Source organism: Pseudomonas sp. ES4, from assembly GCF_050586665.1.
Lineage (GTDB): Bacteria > Pseudomonadota > Gammaproteobacteria > Pseudomonadales > Pseudomonadaceae > Aquipseudomonas > Aquipseudomonas frederiksbergensis.
Window position 1 is genome coordinate 83,089 of sequence record NZ_JBOBDO010000013.1, and the last position, 17,757, is coordinate 100,845.

The window sequence follows — 17,757 nt, forward strand, 5'->3', positions numbered from 1 at the left end:
TTTGTGGTCGGGATTTGCTGATCTTGATGGTCTCGCAATGTTGCGATTGATTGCCGTGAAACCAATCCTCCCCACAAGTTGTCTCTTTCTTTAAGCGGATCAATCGTTTATTTGCAGCTAGGCTTTAGCTTGAAGCGAACGACCGCCGGGTGACACGTCCGACCTAAGGAAGCGAATGAACAAGCTCATTGTCGTCATAGCAGTACTGACATTGGCGGGCTGTACCACTAGCGCCAAGACTCACGCGGTGCGTGGGGTCAGCGGTATCGAGATCGATTGTTCGGGGTTGGGGTCGGGATGGGAGAAGTGTCACAAGCGAGCGAACAAGGAGTGCAAGGCGGCAGGCTACAAAGTTGTGGCCAGGTCCGATGATGCCAAAGATGAGGATGAATACCTCTTTGGCTTCAATCCCGCGGGCTATCTGACGCGCACCATGCTGGTTATCTGCAGGTGAGTCCGGAACGGCGTGATCAGCGTTGCAGTGGTCTGAAATCGTGCATCTCTTTATGGGTAAAGATATGTCAAAACTCGGGCTGTTCAAATTCATCGGGGCGTGCTAAAACCTTTGAAGCGCTGATCTAGCTGCTTGAAAAAGAAGGGAAAAATATGACGAAGTCGGAGTTGATCGAACGAATTGTCACCCATCAAGGGCTGCTCTCATCCAAGGATGTGGAGCTGGCCATCAAGACCATGCTTGAACAAATGTCCCAATGTCTGGCCACCGGTGATCGCATCGAGATCCGTGGGTTTGGCAGCTTCTCCTTGCACTACCGCGCACCGCGCGTAGGGCGCAATCCAAAAACCGGTCAGTCCGTCAGCCTCGACGGCAAGTTCGTGCCGCATTTCAAGCCAGGCAAAGAATTGCGTGACCGTGTGAACGAGGATGAGGAGGAAGGTCTTTGACGGCGTCTGTTATACAAGGAACCGCTCATGCGTAACCTCAAGCGCGTACTGCTCGCCGTATTCGTCCTGTTACTGGTTTTGGCGATCCTGGCGTTCGTTCTCGAGAATCAGCAATCGGTTTCCTTGCTGTTCCTGGGTTGGGCGGGGCCGCAACTACCGGTATCGCTGGTCATGGTCATTGCGTTGCTGATCGGGATGGTGATCGGGCCGATTCTTGGCTGGTTTCTGGGGCGTACATCCAGAGCTTCCCGCAAGCGCCTTGTCTGATTACGACATAACGCGCAAGGCGCACTAAGCTTTCACCACAGCTTGTCTATATCCATTAGTAAAACCGTCATTAAGCTGTAAAATGCTGCGCTTGTCCGATAGTGGCATATTCCCATGTCGGTTCAGAATGACTCTGTCAGAAAACCTCTGCTGACTTGATGGCTTTGGAATTCATGGATTAGACAGCGCTCGGTTGGCGGCCTTGTCAGTAACTCAAGGGTATGGTTTCGCGTGAAAATTCTAGTTACCGGCGGCGCCGGGTTTATCGGTTCGGCAGTCATTCGACACATCATTTCCAGCACTACTGACTCTGTCGTTAACCTCGATAAGCTTACTTACGCCGGTAACCTTGAGTCATTGGCCGAAGTTAGCCACAACTCACGTTACGTGTTCGAGCGTGTCGACATCTGCGACCGCGATCAGGTTGACCGCGTCCTGCTTGAACATCAACCGGATGCGATCATGCATCTGGCCGCTGAGTCCCACGTCGATCGCTCGATCTCTGGCCCGTCTGAATTCATCCAGACCAACATCATCGGCACTTACACCCTGCTGGAAGCTGCACGCCACTATTGGGCTGCGCTGGATGATGCGCGTAAAGCCGACTTCCGCTTTCACCATATTTCGACTGACGAAGTTTACGGAGACCTCGAAGGTCCGGAAGATCTCTTCACCGAAACCACGCCGTATCAGCCAAGCTCGCCATACTCCGCCAGCAAGGCCAGTTCCGATCACCTGGTTCGCGCCTGGAGCCGTACGTATGGCTTGCCGACCCTGGTCACCAACTGCTCCAACAACTACGGCCCATGCCATTTTCCTGAGAAGTTGATCCCGCTGATCATTCTCAATGCATTGGAAGGCAAACCGCTGCCGGTCTACGGCAAAGGCGACCAGGTCCGCGACTGGCTCTACGTCGAAGACCACGCCCGCGCACTGTACAAAGTCGTGACCGAAGGCGTTATCGGCGAGACGTACAACATCGGTGGCCATAACGAAAAGCAAAACATCGAAGTGGTGCATACCCTGTGTGCGCTGCTCGACGAACTGCGTCCCGATTCCGCTCATCGTCCACATGCCAGCCTGATCACCTACGTTCAGGATCGCCCCGGCCATGATTTGCGCTACGCAATCGACGCCAGCAAAATCCAGCGTGAACTGGGTTGGACACCGGAAGAAACCTTTGAAACCGGTATCCGCAAAACAGTCGAGTGGTACCTCAACAACACTGAATGGGTCGCTCACGTGAAGAGCGGTAGCTATCAGCAGTGGATTGACCAGAACTACGCAGACCGCTCGAACAAGGCATGAAAATCCTCCTGCTGGGAAAAAACGGCCAGGTAGGCTGGGAACTGCAGCGCTCCCTCGCACCACTGGGTGAGTTAATCGCCCTGGATCGCCATTCGGTCGGTGGATTGTGTGGTGATCTGTCTGATCTCGACGCCTTGCGTGCAACGATCCGCCAGCTTAAACCCGACGTCATCGTCAATGCAGCGGCCTATACAGCTGTCGATAAAGCCGAGTCCGAGACTGGGTTAGCCAGCCGTGTAAACGGTCAGGCAAGCCAGGTCATGGCCGAAGAGGCCGCGATTCTGGGTGCCTGGCTGATCCACTACTCGACTGACTACGTCTTCAGCGGCCAAGGTTCTGCACCGTGGCAAGAGTCGGATGCAGTCGCCCCGGTGAATCACTACGGCGCCACTAAACTGGCCGGCGAACAGGCGATTACCGGGTCAGGCTGCAAGCATCTGATCTTCCGCACCAGTTGGGTCTATGGCGCTCGGGGCAACAACTTCGCCAAAACCATGCTCAGCCTGGCCAAGGCTCGCCAAACCTTGAGCGTCATCGCTGACCAGATCGGAGCCCCGACCGGGGCAGACCTGATTGCCGACGTGACCGCGTTGGCCATTCAGCAAGTTCTGCAACGTCCCGAGCTCTCGGGCCTGTATCACTTGGCGGCCAGTGGCGAAGTCTCCTGGCACGGCTATGCTAGCCATGTGATCAGCTTCGCTCGAGACAACGGCGAGCAGCTCGCCGTAACGGCGATCAATCCAATTGAAACGATTGCTTATCCAACACCTGCACGCCGTCCTCTGAATTCGCGTTTGAATACTCAGAAGCTGCGCGACAATTTTTCTCTACACTTACCGGAATGGCAAAGTGGCGTGACCCGAATGCTTAGGGAGATTCTGAATAAATGACCACGGCGAATCGTAAAGGCATCATTCTCGCGGGTGGTTCGGGTACACGCCTGCATCCATTGACCCTCGGCGTGTCCAAGCAGATGCTGCCGATCTACGACAAGCCGATGATCTTTTATCCGCTCTCGGTACTGATGCTCGCGGGAATGCGCGAAATCCTGATCATCTCCACACCGCAAGACCTGCCGTGCTTCCGCAGGTTACTGGGTGATGGAAGCCTGTATGGCCTCAAGCTGACCTACGCCGAACAACCAAGTCCGGATGGTTTGGCCCAAGCTTTCATCATTGCTGAAGAGTTCATCGGAAAGGACCCTTGCTGTCTGATCTTGGGTGACAACATCTTCTACGGACAGAGCTTCTCGGAAAACCTGCGTTCCGCGACCAATCAAGAGCAAGGCGCGACTGTATTCGGCTATCACGTATCTGATCCAGAGCGTTTCGGTGTCGTGGAATTCGACGCTACCGGTCGTGCGCTGAGCATCGAAGAAAAGCCGCTGAAGCCCAAGTCCAACTACGTGGTAACCGGCCTGTACTTCTACGACAACAAGGTCATCGAGATCGCCAAGAGCATCAAGCCGTCCGCACGCGGCGAGCTGGAAATCACCGATGTCAACCGTGCCTACCTTGAGGGGAATGAACTGAACGTCGAAATCCTTGGCCGCGGATTCGCATGGTTGGACACGGGTACTCACGAGTCGCTGCTTGAGGCGAGCCACTTCGTACACACCATCGAAAAACGCCAAGGCTTTAAAGTTGCTTGCCTGGAAGAGATTGCTTACAACAATGGCTGGATCACCCCAGAGCAATTGGGCGCACAGGCAGAGCGTCTCAAGAAGACTGGCTATGGTCAGTACCTGGAGAGGTTGCTGGGTTAGTGTTTTTCACTGAGCTGTGAGCGTCCTCTTTTCGATTTGAAGTGTTAACCCAATGCAAGCAGGATTGGCATGCCAGTAAAATATCCACAGGTAGCAGTTTTGCTGGCTGCGTACAACGGAATGCGGTGGATCGAAGAGCAGATTACCTCGATCCTAAGTCAGTCAGCTGTAGATGTTACCGTCTATATAAGTGTTGATCCTTCGACAGACGGCACCGAAGCTTGGTGCACTAGCTTCTTCGCTGAACGTAGCGATGTGGTTTTGCTACCGGCTGCCGGTAATTTCGGTGGAGCATCACGCAATTTCTTCCGTCTCATCCGTGATGTCGATTTCGAGGGTTATGACTTCATCGCGTTTGCTGATCAGGATGACATTTGGCACTCAGACAAGCTCGAGCGAGCCACCCAGACTTTGCTGGCAGGTGAATTTGATGCGTATTCAAGTAATGTAACGGCTTTCTGGCCAGACGGTAGAACGCATTTGTTGGACAAGGCACAACCGCAAGTTGCCTGGGATTTTTTGTTCGAGGCTGCTGGGCCGGGTTGTACTTACGTGTTGAACAAGAGATTGGCGGACTCGCTGAAGGACTCCATGCTTGCCAACTGGCAGCGATTACAGGAAGTCAGTTTGCATGACTGGTACTGTTACGCCTTCGCCCGAAGTCACCAATACAAATGGTTCATCGACCCGGTTCCATCCATGCTGTATCGCCAGCATGATAGTAATCAAGTAGGGGCTAACACTGGATTGGCTCCTTTGATTGCCCGATATAAAATGATTCATGACGGCTGGTGGTTTACTCAGGTGCGATTGATTGCTTCATTGGTGGGCCAGAGCAGAGAACCTTTTGTTGAAGCATGGCTCGAGTTAGGGCGCAGGCAGTTATTGAAGCTTTCCTTGAGCGCCTGGATATGCCGGCGTCGATTCCGCGATAAAGTGTTCTTCTTTTTTATCTGTTGTACCACTGCAGTTGTTGGAAAGAGGAATAAATGAAAGGCCCACAAGTTTTGGTGACGGGGGCTAGCGGATTCGTTGGCGAAGCATTGGTTTTCAGGCTTTTACTCGATAAAAAATTCGTCCCGGTTGCCGCTGTGCGCGGTGTTACACGATTGCTTGGTTTGTGTCGGGTAGTCCCGTTCGACCTTACAGACACTACTGCATCACCGGCCCTGAATGACGTTCAAGTAGTAATCCATGCCGCGGCTCGAGTGCATGTGATGAACGAAACCTCAGCGGACGCTCTTTCGGAATTTCGCAAAGTCAATGTGGACGGAACCGTTAGACTCGCCAAAAAAGCGGCCGAATCGGGGGTGAAACGGTTTATTTTTATCAGTTCAATCAAGGTTAATGGCGAAAGCACCGTACCACAGAGTTCTTTTAAGGCTGACGATCCTCCAGCACCTGTAGATCCGTACGGAGTCTCGAAACAAGAAGCTGAAGATGCTTTGAAGCAGATTGGTCTGAGCACTGGAATGGAAGTTGTTATTATCAGGCCGCCACTTGTATATGGCCCGGGGGTGAAGGCCAATTTTTTAAGCATGATGAGTTGGCTGTATAGAAATATACCTTTACCGTTGGGTGCTATTAATAATCAACGCAGTCTGGTGGCGCTTGATAACCTTGTGGATCTCATCGTGACCTGTATCGATCATCCTGCTGCAGCGAATAATATCTTTTTGGTTAGTGATGGTGAGGATCTATCTACAACTTTGTTGCTTCGGCGCATGGCTCGTGCCTTAGGCACGAAAGCATGGTTGCTCCCGATACCTTATTTTGTATTGAGTTTAAGTGCCTCACTCCTGGGTAAAAAAGCAGTTGCTCAACGTTTGTGCAGTTCGTTGCAGGTTGATATTAGCAAAACATGTGATGTTTTGAATTGGCGTCCCTCGGTAAGTGTGGATAAAGCTTTACGCAAAACCGCCGACCATTATCTGGATAAGTTGACGAAATGACTTTTTGGTTGTTGCTATCTGCTGTGTTCGCAAGTTCCTGGTTGCTGACCTATGTCTTGCGTCGGTATGCCTTGGCCAAGAGTTTAATCGACATACCAAACGAGCGCAGTTCCCATACCGTACCTACGCCTCGCGGAGGCGGGGTGGCTATTGTGGTGGCGTTTGCAGTGGCGCTGCCGGTGTTGGCTGCCGTGGGTCTGCTTGGTATGCCTTTGCTTATAGGGTTACTGGGCGCGGGAATTTTGGTCGCGCTTATAGGCTTCGCCGACGATCATGGCCATATTGCCGCTAGATGGCGGCTCTTGGGGCATTTCATTGCAGCTGGCTGGGCGCTGTACTGGCTTAATGGCCTCGCATCCATTTCATTTTTTGGTACCGCGATTGACTTGGGCTGGTTCGGCAATGTGCTTGCGCTGATTTACCTTGTCTGGATGCTGAACCTCTACAATTTTATGGACGGCATTGATGGCTTGGCCAGCGCGGAGGCCATATGCGTATGTCTGGGGGTATGCGCGTTGTATTGGCTGGGTGGTTACGCCAACCTTATATGGGTTCCGTTCGTTTTGGCTGGAGCGGTGGCCGGGTTTCTATGCTGGAATTTTCCTCCCGCGCGTATCTTTATGGGAGACGCGGGTAGTGGATTTCTAGGCTTCATTCTCGGCGGTTTAGCGCTCCATGCGGCTTGGACAGCGCCGGAGTTGCTCTGGAGTTGGTTGATTCTGCTCGGAGTTTTCATTGTTGATGCTACCTGGACGTTGCTGCGACGTTTGATGCGTGGAGACAAAGTTTCTCAGGCGCATCGCAGCCACGCCTATCAGTATGCATCCCGTCGTTTCAAGAGTCATCGAGCCGTAACGCTTGGGGTTGTCGTCATTAATCTTGTCTGGTTGGTACCAATTTCGATTTTTGTCGGGCTGGGATTGCTGAACGAAATACTCGGAATGTTAATTGCGTACACTCCGCTCGTCTTTTTAGCCTGTTTATTTAATGCGGGAGCGTTGGAGGAAAAGGCTGATTCTTGAGCGGTAGTAAGGCTCTCGATTTACCACATTAGGAAATGTATTTCGTAGTCGCGCTATAAGCCTCATCTATCTTGGGGGATGAATTCGTGAGTCGGATACGCTCGCCTGGCAATCCGCTGGGTGGAGGGCTGTATCTCCTTTTTCCTGCACCAGACCACGGATGCAGGAGAAGGAGTTTGAATAGGCGGCTTTTCACCAAGGTGTCATTGCTTGGGCGTTAGATTTTACACATCAGTTGTCGATGTGAGAGCATAGCGGTTTTTTATTCGTGTCGTGATTGTTGAGGTGATGCACTGCATAAGTATTACTACGGCTATAAGCATCAACATCCACGATGGGTAGTAGTAGCGAAATTCCACACGTTGCATATTCAAAAGGAAACCGGCGTAGTAAAGAATGGAAGTGCTGGCGAGCAAGCGTATCGCTGTAGCAGAAGGGGTTGGTAAAGCTAGAGAACTTGCGATTAGTGTAAGGCATATAGCCAGTCCGAGGAGTGGCTTCTCTTCCAGTGCGGGGATTCGAATGTTTGTTGCAAGTTCTGCCGCTTGGTTGCGTAAGGGGCCAACTTGGCAGTTGCACGCGGCTTCGGTTCTTGTTATTTCTGAAGTTACGCCGGTCCAGTTGGTTGTCATTGGCGTGGCGGTAGTTACAGTTGGACTATTCCCGAGGTAAAGCCAGTAAGCTTTAATTGATTTCATTTTAATAAATTCAAGTGGCGCGCTTGTCACTGAGTGCCACCAAAGTTTGCGGATTTTTGGGGCGTTTTCAATCAGTGCAACTCTGTAGGGGGTGATGCCTCCGTCTTTCCCCCAAAGCATATAGCCGGCATCTTCGTGTCTGTAATTTTGTCGTGCGGATTCGGTATTGCCGATAAAGTCGAGACAGTTATCACATGTAGCACCGTTGGTCATTTTGGATATGCCGACTATCTCGGCAGCCATGCTGACAACTGAAACATCCTGGCTGTTTACATTTAGTAGTTTGTCCCAAGTGTGAAGCAGCGAAATGGACGTGAAAAGAAGTGCTATGGCGAATAATAATCGATAGGCTGAGCGAGTAACGGCAAAGAATGCAATGATTGGAGCGCATATGGCAAAATTGGGTCTGATCCATACTGTCGTGATGAATAATATGCTAGCAATAATCAGAAATGGGTAGATTCCATATTTTAGAATAAGCTCTTCTTTGTGGAGTAGTGCGCCGATTAGTATGAGCGCGAATGCAGTCATTAATGGCTCGGGTGTATGGATCACTGAATAAATAATATTGGTGGGTATGAAGAGTAAAATTGAAGTCAGTGCGAGGGCTGTATAAGCAGGGGTGGCTCTACGAAGCACTGCGTAGGTGCCAAGTGAGAGTAATGCTGATTGCATTGTAGAGAATAAAAACATGCCTCCACTTAGTTTAAATGTGGCTGCCATTAAAACTACTGGGAAGGTCGGGTGCCAGTTGGTGAAAGATAATTCGTTGTAAGGGTAGCCAAAGCCGTGTTGGGAAATGGCTTTTGCGAGCTCCCATTTTACGAATGAGTCACCCCACAACAAATAACCGGGGGCCTGAAGGTAAACAGAGAGCGCTGCAAATATAAGCAGCGCTCCACAGGCGATATAGTCCCTGGTTGATGACGTTACTGACGACATTTTATTAGTCCGTTTTTTCGATCATGAATCTTATCATTTATTAAATGTCGCCCGCCAGAAAGGAGGTGAAGAGGCCTTTCTGGAATCTCTAGACGAGTTTTAGACATCAGTCGGCTTCGGCGTATGTTCTTGGCTCGTGTGAGTGGCAGGTGGTGTGGGCCGGGAGATGGGGTAGAATCAGTATTTTTACTCTAGGCGGCATCACAAAGCCCCTCCGGTGATCGCTTGATTTTTGTTGAAAGGGAATTGTGAATGGCCTTCTTTCCGTGCTTTTTGTCTGTGGTTTTTGTCGTTCGCAATCAGTCGCAAGGAATCGAAAAAATACTGGCAGACGCGGCTTCTGCTGTCGCCCTGACCGTCAGCGATTACGAGTTGATCGTTGTCGATAACGCATCCGACGATGAGAGTGTTTCGGTCCTCAAGCAACTGACAAGCGAGAATGGGCTCGCCAACTTGCAGGTCTACGCCCTGACCAAAGAGGTAGATACCGACACCGCGTCGTGGGTTGGTCTGGAAAACGCGCTGGGTGACTTCGTGGCCGTGATCGATCCGCTGTCCGATGACATTGGTTTTATCCCTGAAATGCTTGAGCAGGCGGTTCGCGGTGCTGATGTGGTGTTTGCGAACAATCAGCAGAAAACCGCGCAAAGCAGGGCCTATCGAAGCGCATACGCGGTATTCCATTGGCTCTATAACTGGTTCAATGGTGTTCACCTTGCCAGAGAAGCGCCGCAGTACCGCATTATCAGCAAGCGAGTCATCAACTTCATCCTTCAGCATCCTCAGCCAGCCATGACCTACCGGCATCTTCCGGCAACGGGCGGCTTTGCCCGTGCTTACCTGACTTACAGCGCAAAACCGAAGGCCTGTGGCCCGAAGCGACTGGGGGACAGCATCGACCGTGGTATGCGTCTGCTGGTATCGACCACCCGAGCCCCCATGCGGCTAGTGACTTCGCTGTCGTTGTTCGGTGCCGTAGCCAATCTGCTATACAGCGTCTACGTGCTTGCGATCGGTTTGTTCAAAACGGATGTAGCCCCAGGCTGGGTCAGTTTTTCGCTGCAACAATCGGGTATGTTCTTCCTGATCTCTCTGGTTCTCCTGGTGTTAGGGGAGTACATCTTGAACATGGCGAGCTTGTCGAACGAAGGACCCCAGTATCATGTCGGTCAGGAGTTCACCAGCGCCCGCATGACTCGTCATGAAAAGCTCAACATCGAAGAGGTTCGTTCGACTACGGTTGATAACGACACGTTGTCACGCGAGCAAAACGTCTGATGTCGAGTGTCATCACAGATTTTGATGCAGTTGTGATCGGTGGTGGGTTTTATGGCGCTGCCATTTCTATCTATCTCGCCAGGCAGCGTGGGCTCAAACGTGTCCTATTGCTTGAGAGTGAACCCGCATTGTTGAAGCGTGCTTCCTATAGCAATCAGGCGCGGGTACATAACGGCTATCACTATCCGCGCAGTTTCACGACGGCTTATCGCAGCAGGGTCAATCTGCCGAAATTCGTGCGGGACTGGCCTGATGCGGTCAAGCAGGACTTCACCAAGCTCTATGCCATTGCCCGACGCAACTCCAAGGTCACGGCCAGGCAGTTTGAACGTTTCTGCCGAGAGATAGGGGCGGCTTTCCAGCCAGCAGATGCGTCGTTGCGAGGGCTCTTTGAGCCGAGGTTGATCGAAGAAGTGTTTCTGGTTGAAGAGTACGCGTTTGACTCGACGAAGCTAGCCGGCTGGGCAGAGAGGGAGTTGAAAGATAGCCGCGTCCAGATTCGTTGTTCAACCCAGGCGAGCGGTATTTCCAGAGGGTCGGACTCTACACTGCGCGTGGCAGTAAAGACGCCAAACGGCCAGTTGGAAGAGGTCGTGTGTCGTTACGTATTCAACTGCACTTACAGTGGTCTCAATCAGTTTTCTGGTGAGTTCCCCGGTGTGAAGGCTGAGCTCAAACAAGAAATCACCGAAATGGCCTTGATGCAGATGCCCCCATCCCTTGTCGGGCTCGGTGTTACGGTGATGGACGGGCCATTCTTCTCGATGATGCCTTTTCCTGCTCGCAACCTGCATACCTTGTCCCATGTGCGATATACCCCGCACTTGCATTGGGCTGATCAGCAAGGGGTCGACCCCTACGAGAAACTTCGCCATTACCCGCGGGACTCACGCGTTGACCGAATGGTGAGGGATGTGGGGCGGTATATCCCGGCGGTTCTTGAGGCCAAGCATATTGACTCGTTGTTCGAGGTCAAAACCGTTCTGGTAAAGAACGAAGGCGACGATGGTCGGCCGATTCTTTTTGAAAAACACGCAGAGCTCCCCGGTTGTTACTCGGTGCTCGGTGGCAAAATTGACAATATTTATGATGTTCTTGAAAAACTCGATACAGAACAGTTCCCGTGTGTCGATAGTCAGGAAACCACCAAATCTGGAGTTGTGAATGGCTAATGCACTTATCGGATTTTCAGGGTTTGTTGGTAGTACGTTGCTGAAACAAAAAACCTTCACTTCGCTGTATCGTTCAACCAACATCGGTGATATTGACGGTCAGGTGTTCGATACCGTTGTGTGTGCGGGTGCGCCAGCACAAAAGTGGATCGCTAACCGTGATCCTGACGCTGATCGGGAAAAAATAGACGGTCTGATTGCACATCTCAAGACACTCCGGTGCACGACCTTCGTTCTGATCAGTACAGTCGATGTTTTCAGCAATTCCATGGGAGTTGATGAAGAGACGCCGGTGGATGTGTCGGGTTTGCATGCCTATGGTCTGCACCGCCGAGTGTTGGAGGAATTTGTTGAAAGCCATTTCGCCAACCATCTGATCGTGCGTCTCCCAGGGTTGGTGGGGCCAGGTTTGCGTAAAAACGTCATTTTCGACTTTTTGAATCAAAACAACCTTCATTTGATCGATAGTCGTGGTGTCTTCCAGTTCTATCCGATGGTTAATCTCTGGCACGACATCCAGCTGGCGCTCGATGCCGGTTTGAGACTGGTTCACCTGACAGCGCAGCCTGTCAGTGTGGCCGATATTTCGCAGAAGGGCTTCGGCACATCTTTCATTAACGCCCTTGGGAATCCTGCTGCAACCTATGACATGCAGACCCTGCATGCGCATGTGTTCGGTGGGGCAGGGCGGTATCAATACAGCGCTCGTGAGACACTCCTCGCGGTTCGTGCCTATGCCCAGTCAGAACCGCTAGTTGTGAAAACCGATTCAGGAGTAAATCCATGAGGCTAGCGATCTCCAACATCGCGTGGGATATCGCGGAAGACGAAGGCATCGCCGATTTGCTTCGACTTCATGGTGTTGATGCAATCGATGTGGCGCCCGGAAAGTACTTTCCCGAGCCCGCCAAGGCTTCGGACGCTGACATCAGCCTGGTTAAAGAATGGTGGGCGATGCGAGGCGTCGAAATCACCGGGATGCAGGCGCTGTTGTTCGGTACAACCGGTTTGAATGTCTTCGGTTCACAGCAATCTCAAGAAGATTTGTTAACCCACTTGAGCGCTGTGTGCCGTATTGGTTCTGGCCTTGGTGCTACCAGAGTGGTCTTTGGTTCACCGAAGAATCGTGATCGCACCGGTTTGAGCGATGAGCAAGCGTTCGCGGTGGCCGTGCCTTTTTTCAGGCAGTTGGGGGACATTGCTCATTCCAATGGGGTGACGATTTGTCTCGAACCCAATCCAACCTGTTACGGCGCCAACTTCATGACTACCAGCGCAGAGACCGCTACGGTGGTCAGAGCAATTGACCATCCCGCCATCCGCATGCAGTTGGATACCGGTGCGCTGGCGATTAACGGCGAAGATCCTCAACAGGTGCTGAACGAGTGTGCCGATCTGATTGGGCATGTGCATGCCAGCGAGCCGGACTTGCTGCCCCTCGGGGATGGCGGCACCGATCATGGGCAGATGGCTTTGGCTTTGAAGCGTTATTTGCCTGGCCATGTTGTATCGATCGAGATGGTTGCCACCAAGGATGAGTCACATCTGAACTCTGTTGAGCGTGCCTTGGGCGTAGCGTTGAAGTATTACTGTGCAGGCAATGTGGGGGTAGGGGCATGAAATGGATCATTCTGTTTCTGGGCATCCTTTCCAATGCATCTGCCAGCGTACTGGTGAAGATGGCAATGATGCCTCCACGCAAGTTTCCATCCCTCAGTGATCCGCTGACGGCACTTACCAATTGGCCGTTCTGGCTGGGACTTGGGCTGTATGGCATGGCGTTCCTGCTTTATGCCGCTGCGCTCGCTCGTCTTCCGCTCAATGTGGCGCATCCGGTGTTAACTGCGGGGGCGGTGGCGACTGTCGCCTTGTCTTCGATATTATTTTTTCGTGAGCCCTTTCACTGGACGACAGCGGTAGGGGTTTTATTGGTGATTGCTGGCGTCGGGCTGATCACAGCTCGCGTAGTTTGATGGTAGAAATAATGACCCCTTCTGATATTGATCCAGTTATGCGCAACACCTGGCAAGTTCCTTCTTTTGATACGCCGTTGTGGCGTGGCCGTAAACATCCCTGGTGCGTGGTTATTCCCGTCATAAACGAAGGTGATCGCATCAGGAACTTGATTGCCAAGATGGCAGAGGCAAAAATTTCTGACATTGCCGATATCATCATTGTCGACGGTGGTAGTACGGATGGATCTCTTGAGTTACAGGCTCTACAGGATAAGGGCGTCAGCGGTCTTCTGGTGAAAACCGGTCCGGGCAAACTGAGCTCGCAGTTGCGTTGTGCCTATGCATTTGCCCTGGATCAGGGTTATGAAGGCATTGTCAGCATCGACGGTAATGATAAGGATGATCCCGTTGCCATTCCGCGCTTTATTGACGCCTTGAAACAAGGAGTCGATTTTGTGCAGGCTTCTCGTTTCTTGCCGGGAGGTGTGGCAGTGAACACGCCAAAGTCGCGCGACTTGGCCATTCGATTGATCCACGCTCCGGCATTGTCGTTCAGCTCAGGTTTTCCATGGACAGATACGACCCAGGGCTTTCGGGCGTACAGTCGTAAAATGCTGCTGGATCCGGCAATCAGCCCGTTCCGCGACACCTTCCGAGAATACGAATTACTGGCTTACCTCTCTCATCGAGTACCGCAGATGGGGTATCGATGTCTGGAGTTGTCCACCAGCCGGATTTATCCAGAGGGTGAAGTTCCGACCAAGATCAGTGCAATTAGAGGGAATCTCAGAGTCTTGAAGACTTTGCTCTTCTCATGCATGGGGGCTTACAACGTACCGGGCTCGGTACGGCAGACACTTCCTGGTGCACGGCCAATTGCATTGGTGTGCTTGCTGGGTATTCTGTTTAGCGTATTGGCTTTTTTCCCTGGGTGGATGAGCCCAGACTCAGTCATTCAGTATACCAATGCGAAAAGTGATTTTTATAATGATTGGCATCCGGTATTGATGGCATGGTGGTGGCGGCACCTCGATTTCTTGTATTCGGGACCTGCGTTATTTTTAATTCAGAACTTGATTCTTTACTGGGGGGCTTGGGGACTTTTCGCTGTTGCGTCTCGTCGCTGGGTTGGACGGTACGCATATTTTATTCCCTTGATAGGTTTTTGGCCTGGCTTGCTTTTTCCACTTGGTCAGATATGGAAAGACGTTGTTTTTGCCTGCGCAATATTTTTCGCATGGGCGATAGTTATCAATGTCTACGTTCAACCGAGAAAGTTTACGTGGGTTGAGCGCTTTGGAATCTTGATTCTGGGAGTATTTGCGTTTGGTGTGAAAACAAATGCTCTGGTTGTATTGCCTTTCCTGTTTGGGTTTTGGGTGTATGCAGAAGGCTGGAAAAAAACAAGTCGGGTAATGCAAGTTGGGCTTGCTTTGGTTATTACGGTCGTCTGTGCGACTGGGGCGCTATTTATAGTTCCAAAAGAGCATGTCATAAAAGAGCACCCGTTTCAGTATTCTCAAACTTATGATTTATTGGGGATTTCTGTAAAGGTTGGAAAGAATTTACTGCCTTCTTATGTTTCTGACCGTGTGGGTGATACGCAGGGTAAGTTAAAGCTTTTGTACTGGCCTGGCGGAAACAATGCACTGTTTTATGGAGCATCTGGAAGCCTGCTCACTACTGATGCGGCTAAGTTGTCTGAGTTGAATCAACGTTGGATAGACGCTGTCTCTGAGTATCCAGGCGTTTATCTGGTTCATCGGTTGGAAAATTTTTCAGCCCTGCTCCGTTGGGGTGAATCGACTACGGCAGTTGTTGCGAGCCCTACCACAGTCGATAACCCTTATGGCCTGAGTTTTCAAGGTAATAAATTCTCAGCTTGGCTTGCGTCTCAAACAGGTGTTCATCCATGGATGTTTTTTCCATGGATTTATCTGGTCGTTCTCATGGCCGCTATGGGGATTCTGATTTGTCTCAAGTGGAACAGAGTGCTGGTTTTCAGCCTGGGAGGGTCCGCGATAGCCTTTGTATTACCTCACGTTCTCATTGCCCCTTCTGCTGATTATCGATATCTGTATTATTCCTATTTCTGTGCGTTGATATTGGCGTTCTTTGCAATGGCCGAGATTTCTCGACGCGTTGCTAGCAAGGCGATGAGGGCGGGTTGATACAGCGCGACTGGTTCTGATCACAGCCTCTGCCTTGTCAAGGTAAAAGCCCACGCACTCAGGCGCTCCCAGTTCAATCGGCGTCACTGGCTCCGGTGTTTAGGGGCAATAAATGCGACGATATGCAGTGAACCGATGGTTTGGTAGCGTCCCATCCTGTGTTGAGCTCAGGCGCAAAAACGCCGGCAACTGGGCGGGTGGTCGGGAGGGACGGCAGCAGATGGTGCAATGTGATGGGTATTGGTTTTCTCCAGCGAAAATATTAGTGGTCTAGTGCTATCATGTGTGCTGACAAAAAAACATAACGGACTGGTCACCTATCGTGCAAAAACACGTTCCTGTCGGAGAGCGCAGCTTGTGGGCACTCTTTCTATCACTGCCTATTGCCTACCTGCTGACCTCAAAACTATTACCGTTTATTGTGGTGGCTCTATTCGGAGTCCAAACCTCAGTAATCGAATTACAGGCAACTGGAACGAAATCTGCCGATTCAAAAGGGGCCGAGGTTTGGATTGAAAGACCTCAGTACATGAACGGCGCAGTGCCTACCGGGTGGGAGGCCCGCGAAAACAGGCTGGTTTCCTACATTCCTCCATATGGCCCCCTTACTTTAGAAGTGCCTTCTAACAGTCGAGGTCTTGAGTTTGTCAAAACCGATTGGTCGGGGCATGCATCAATAAAAGTCGGCGTAACGAAAAGTACAGTCGATCTTTATAGTAAGTCTGAATCGAAGGTATTAATCTCTGGATATGAGTTACTGCTAAAGTCAAAAGGCATATTCGTTCCTTTCGTGGCGGTTGTTTTTTTTACACTGCTAGCTTTTATGATGCTCATTACCCATCGCGTTCTCCGCGGTGATGTCGCTCTCTCGACAGTGGTGGATCGACCTGTCGGCTCTAAGAACCTAAAGTATGACTCCCGCCTTGACCATCTTCGTTTTTTGGCCGCCGCAATGGTGATTTTTTATCACTGTTTTACCGATAACTTTGGTCTCGGTCATAGCACCTATAACCCGATTTTAGGACTCGTCGAACAGGGGCATATGGGTGTCGGGCTTTTCATGGTGCTTAGCGGTTATCTGCTCACGAAAATCGCGTCAGGCAAAGAAATAAATTATTTTGATTTTATAAAGAACAGAGTTATACGAATCTATCCGCTGTATATGCTGTGTGTTTTGATAATGCTGTGTGGGTGGAGTCTTAACTATTCTTTCACGCAGGCGCTCAGTTTGTTTTTTCCATTTGTGAATGCTTTGCAAGATGTAAAGCTTCCAATGTTTGCCCATCTATGGACGATTGCGGTAGAGTTTCAATTTTACTTAATGTTCCCATTTCTTGTCTTGTTTCTAGATAAAATTGGTCCGAGGTATATCGTAGGGCTTCTGCTGCTCACAATATTCTTCAAATACCTCATGTGGACGAAGATGGGTTCAGTGACCAATGTGGCTTACATGACCTTGCTAGGACGCATTGATCAGTTTGTTATCGGTATGGTTGCGGCCTTTTTGGTCAAGCAATATATGGCCGATAGTAAGATAACAACTGCGTGGCTTGTTGCTGCAATCGCAAGTGCAGCCGTTGTGATGAGTATTTTCTGCGGACAAAAAGGTCTAATCGGAATTGATCAGTCCTGGGTGATGGCCTTTTGGCCGTCCATCGAGGCGGTGATGTGGGCGACCCTGATCGTTAGCTACTCGCATGCACGAATTCGGATCCCTGAAGCTATCAATGTAAGCCTAGCGCGCTTAGGTCAGCTTAGTTTCTCTATGTATTGCATGCACTACGTCGTGATTCCATTTACTAATTCCCATTTTGTTCGCATTGGGCATGCACCCGGTGGGTTGGCTGATGTCCTTGCACAGACTGCCTTTCTAACGGTTCCTGCCATCGTGGTCTTTTCTATGCTGACTTACGGAATTATTGAGAAGCCATTCTTTACGCTCAAGAAAAAGTACGCCACGCCTTCCCCGACAGAGCGATCCTTGCGCCAAGAGAACGCGTGTGAAAGTGTAAAGTGATTGGGCGTTCTGGTCAGATTACTTTTTTCGGAGACCGTGCCTGCGTATTTCACTCATCGTGACCGGACAACGAATAAGATGAATTAATGACTATAAGCTATCATTGTTGTTTCATCGAGTGTTTGGCAGGATGACTCATTATTCCGTGAATAGCGGATTTCTCAGCTAATAATCAACGCTGCTGATTTACTCTCGCGACACTGGAAGGTTGATGAGTTCTTTTGTAAGCGCTCGATGACTACCGCCTTAAAATGTGGGGGGGGGCGTGGAGCGCGTAGTCTCTTAGACGCTGGTGTATATGGACCGC

17 protein-coding genes are annotated in these 17,757 nt (G+C 50.9%); 16 read left to right on the forward strand and 1 reads right to left on the reverse strand.

Translation table 11 applies throughout. The features are described 5' to 3' along the window. Positions 1–175 precede the first annotated feature (175 nt). From ACQ4OB_RS16085 to ACQ4OB_RS16125, 9 genes are all read left to right on the forward strand, one after another. Positions 176–454, forward strand: coding sequence for a hypothetical protein (locus tag ACQ4OB_RS16085; protein WP_102614642.1), 279 nt, complete (start codon positions 176–178; stop codon positions 452–454). Between the two features lie 152 nt (positions 455–606). Further along, on the forward strand, positions 607–903 hold the full coding sequence (gene ihfB, locus ACQ4OB_RS16090; RefSeq protein WP_003369729.1) for an integration host factor subunit beta: 297 nt from the start codon (positions 607–609) through the stop codon (positions 901–903). A 27-nt stretch (positions 904–930) separates the two neighbouring features. Continuing rightward, the gene (locus ACQ4OB_RS16095; protein ID WP_052964115.1) at positions 931–1,170 is read left to right on the forward strand and encodes a LapA family protein; all 240 of its coding nucleotides are present in this window, start codon (positions 931–933) and stop codon (positions 1,168–1,170) included. A gap of 231 nt (positions 1,171–1,401) precedes the next feature. After that, entirely contained in the window at positions 1,402–2,478 is a 1,077-nt protein-coding gene (gene rfbB, locus ACQ4OB_RS16100; protein WP_102614641.1) for a dTDP-glucose 4,6-dehydratase, read from the forward strand. Next, positions 2,475–3,368, forward strand: a complete 894-nt coding sequence (gene rfbD / locus ACQ4OB_RS16105; RefSeq protein ID WP_102614640.1) for a dTDP-4-dehydrorhamnose reductase — start codon at positions 2,475–2,477, stop codon at positions 3,366–3,368. The genes rfbB and rfbD overlap by 4 nt, the downstream gene beginning before the upstream one ends. Then, a complete protein-coding gene (gene rfbA / locus ACQ4OB_RS16110) occupies positions 3,365–4,243 on the forward strand; it encodes a glucose-1-phosphate thymidylyltransferase RfbA (RefSeq protein WP_102614639.1) in 879 nt (292 codons plus the stop codon). The genes rfbD and rfbA overlap by 4 nt, the downstream gene beginning before the upstream one ends. A 69-nt stretch (positions 4,244–4,312) precedes the next feature. Further along, entirely contained in the window at positions 4,313–5,236 is a 924-nt protein-coding gene (locus ACQ4OB_RS16115) for a glycosyltransferase (protein WP_430956030.1), read from the forward strand. Then, entirely contained in the window at positions 5,233–6,195 is a 963-nt protein-coding gene (locus tag ACQ4OB_RS16120; protein WP_102614637.1) for a UDP-glucose 4-epimerase family protein, read from the forward strand. The genes ACQ4OB_RS16115 and ACQ4OB_RS16120 overlap by 4 nt, the downstream gene beginning before the upstream one ends. Beyond that, a complete protein-coding gene (locus ACQ4OB_RS16125) occupies positions 6,192–7,217 on the forward strand; it encodes an MraY family glycosyltransferase (RefSeq protein WP_430956031.1) in 1,026 nt (341 codons plus the stop codon). The genes ACQ4OB_RS16120 and ACQ4OB_RS16125 overlap by 4 nt, the downstream gene beginning before the upstream one ends. 224 nt (positions 7,218–7,441) lie before the next feature. Here ACQ4OB_RS16125 and ACQ4OB_RS16130 read toward each other — a convergent pair whose 3' ends face one another. After that, positions 7,442–8,857, reverse strand: a complete 1,416-nt coding sequence (locus ACQ4OB_RS16130) for a hypothetical protein (RefSeq protein WP_430956032.1) — start codon at positions 8,855–8,857, stop codon at positions 7,442–7,444. A gap of 252 nt (positions 8,858–9,109) precedes the next feature. On the opposite strand from ACQ4OB_RS16130, the gene ACQ4OB_RS16135 reads away from it, so the two are divergent. The 7 genes from ACQ4OB_RS16135 to ACQ4OB_RS16165 all read left to right on the forward strand — a co-directional run bounded on the left by ACQ4OB_RS16135 (position 9,110) and on the right by ACQ4OB_RS16165 (position 17,450). Then, entirely contained in the window at positions 9,110–10,135 is a 1,026-nt protein-coding gene (locus ACQ4OB_RS16135) for a glycosyltransferase (protein WP_430956033.1), read from the forward strand. Beyond that, on the forward strand, positions 10,135–11,307 hold the full coding sequence (locus ACQ4OB_RS16140; RefSeq protein ID WP_430956034.1) for an FAD-dependent oxidoreductase: 1,173 nt from the start codon (positions 10,135–10,137) through the stop codon (positions 11,305–11,307). Before ACQ4OB_RS16135 ends, ACQ4OB_RS16140 begins: the two co-directional genes overlap by 1 nt. After that, positions 11,300–12,094 (forward strand): pyridine nucleotide transhydrogenase, encoded by a 795-nt coding sequence (locus ACQ4OB_RS16145; protein ID WP_430956035.1) that lies wholly within the window; start codon positions 11,300–11,302, stop codon positions 12,092–12,094. Before ACQ4OB_RS16140 ends, ACQ4OB_RS16145 begins: the two co-directional genes overlap by 8 nt. Further along, on the forward strand, positions 12,091–12,927 hold the full coding sequence (locus ACQ4OB_RS16150) for a sugar phosphate isomerase/epimerase family protein (RefSeq protein ID WP_430956036.1): 837 nt from the start codon (positions 12,091–12,093) through the stop codon (positions 12,925–12,927). The genes ACQ4OB_RS16145 and ACQ4OB_RS16150 overlap by 4 nt, the downstream gene beginning before the upstream one ends. Continuing rightward, on the forward strand, positions 12,924–13,280 hold the full coding sequence (locus ACQ4OB_RS16155; RefSeq protein WP_430956037.1) for an SMR family transporter: 357 nt from the start codon (positions 12,924–12,926) through the stop codon (positions 13,278–13,280). The genes ACQ4OB_RS16150 and ACQ4OB_RS16155 overlap by 4 nt, the downstream gene beginning before the upstream one ends. Before the next feature lie 11 nt (positions 13,281–13,291). Continuing rightward, positions 13,292–15,433 carry a glycosyltransferase gene (locus tag ACQ4OB_RS16160; RefSeq protein WP_430956038.1) on the forward strand — a complete coding sequence of 714 codons (2,142 nt, stop codon included), beginning with the start codon at positions 13,292–13,294 and terminating at the stop codon, positions 15,431–15,433. 322 nt (positions 15,434–15,755) lie between these two features. Beyond that, positions 15,756–17,450 (forward strand): acyltransferase family protein, encoded by a 1,695-nt coding sequence (locus tag ACQ4OB_RS16165; RefSeq protein WP_430956039.1) that lies wholly within the window; start codon positions 15,756–15,758, stop codon positions 17,448–17,450. Positions 17,451–17,757: the final 307 nt, after the last annotated feature.

Excerpts from the sequence above, each read along its gene's own strand:
- ACQ4OB_RS16085 (WP_102614642.1), top strand. The coding sequence starts at position 176 with ATGAACAAGCTCATTGTCGTCATAGCAGTACTGACATTGGCGGGCTGT.
- ihfB (WP_003369729.1), top strand. The coding sequence starts at position 607 with ATGACGAAGTCGGAGTTGATCGAACGAATTGTCACCCATCAAGGGCTG.
- ACQ4OB_RS16095 (WP_052964115.1), top strand. The coding sequence starts at position 931 with ATGCGTAACCTCAAGCGCGTACTGCTCGCCGTATTCGTCCTGTTACTG.
- rfbD (WP_102614640.1), top strand. The coding sequence starts at position 2,475 with ATGAAAATCCTCCTGCTGGGAAAAAACGGCCAGGTAGGCTGGGAACTG.
- rfbA (WP_102614639.1), top strand. The coding sequence starts at position 3,365 with ATGACCACGGCGAATCGTAAAGGCATCATTCTCGCGGGTGGTTCGGGT.
- ACQ4OB_RS16115 (WP_430956030.1), top strand. The coding sequence starts at position 4,313 with ATGCCAGTAAAATATCCACAGGTAGCAGTTTTGCTGGCTGCGTACAAC.
- ACQ4OB_RS16120 (WP_102614637.1), top strand. The coding sequence starts at position 5,233 with ATGAAAGGCCCACAAGTTTTGGTGACGGGGGCTAGCGGATTCGTTGGC.
- ACQ4OB_RS16125 (WP_430956031.1), top strand. The coding sequence starts at position 6,192 with ATGACTTTTTGGTTGTTGCTATCTGCTGTGTTCGCAAGTTCCTGGTTG.
- ACQ4OB_RS16130 (WP_430956032.1), bottom strand. The coding sequence starts at position 8,857 with ATGTCGTCAGTAACGTCATCAACCAGGGACTATATCGCCTGTGGAGCG.
- ACQ4OB_RS16135 (WP_430956033.1), top strand. The coding sequence starts at position 9,110 with ATGGCCTTCTTTCCGTGCTTTTTGTCTGTGGTTTTTGTCGTTCGCAAT.
- ACQ4OB_RS16140 (WP_430956034.1), top strand. The coding sequence starts at position 10,135 with ATGTCGAGTGTCATCACAGATTTTGATGCAGTTGTGATCGGTGGTGGG.
- ACQ4OB_RS16145 (WP_430956035.1), top strand. The coding sequence starts at position 11,300 with ATGGCTAATGCACTTATCGGATTTTCAGGGTTTGTTGGTAGTACGTTG.
- ACQ4OB_RS16150 (WP_430956036.1), top strand. The coding sequence starts at position 12,091 with ATGAGGCTAGCGATCTCCAACATCGCGTGGGATATCGCGGAAGACGAA.
- ACQ4OB_RS16155 (WP_430956037.1), top strand. The coding sequence starts at position 12,924 with ATGAAATGGATCATTCTGTTTCTGGGCATCCTTTCCAATGCATCTGCC.
- ACQ4OB_RS16160 (WP_430956038.1), top strand. The coding sequence starts at position 13,292 with ATGACCCCTTCTGATATTGATCCAGTTATGCGCAACACCTGGCAAGTT.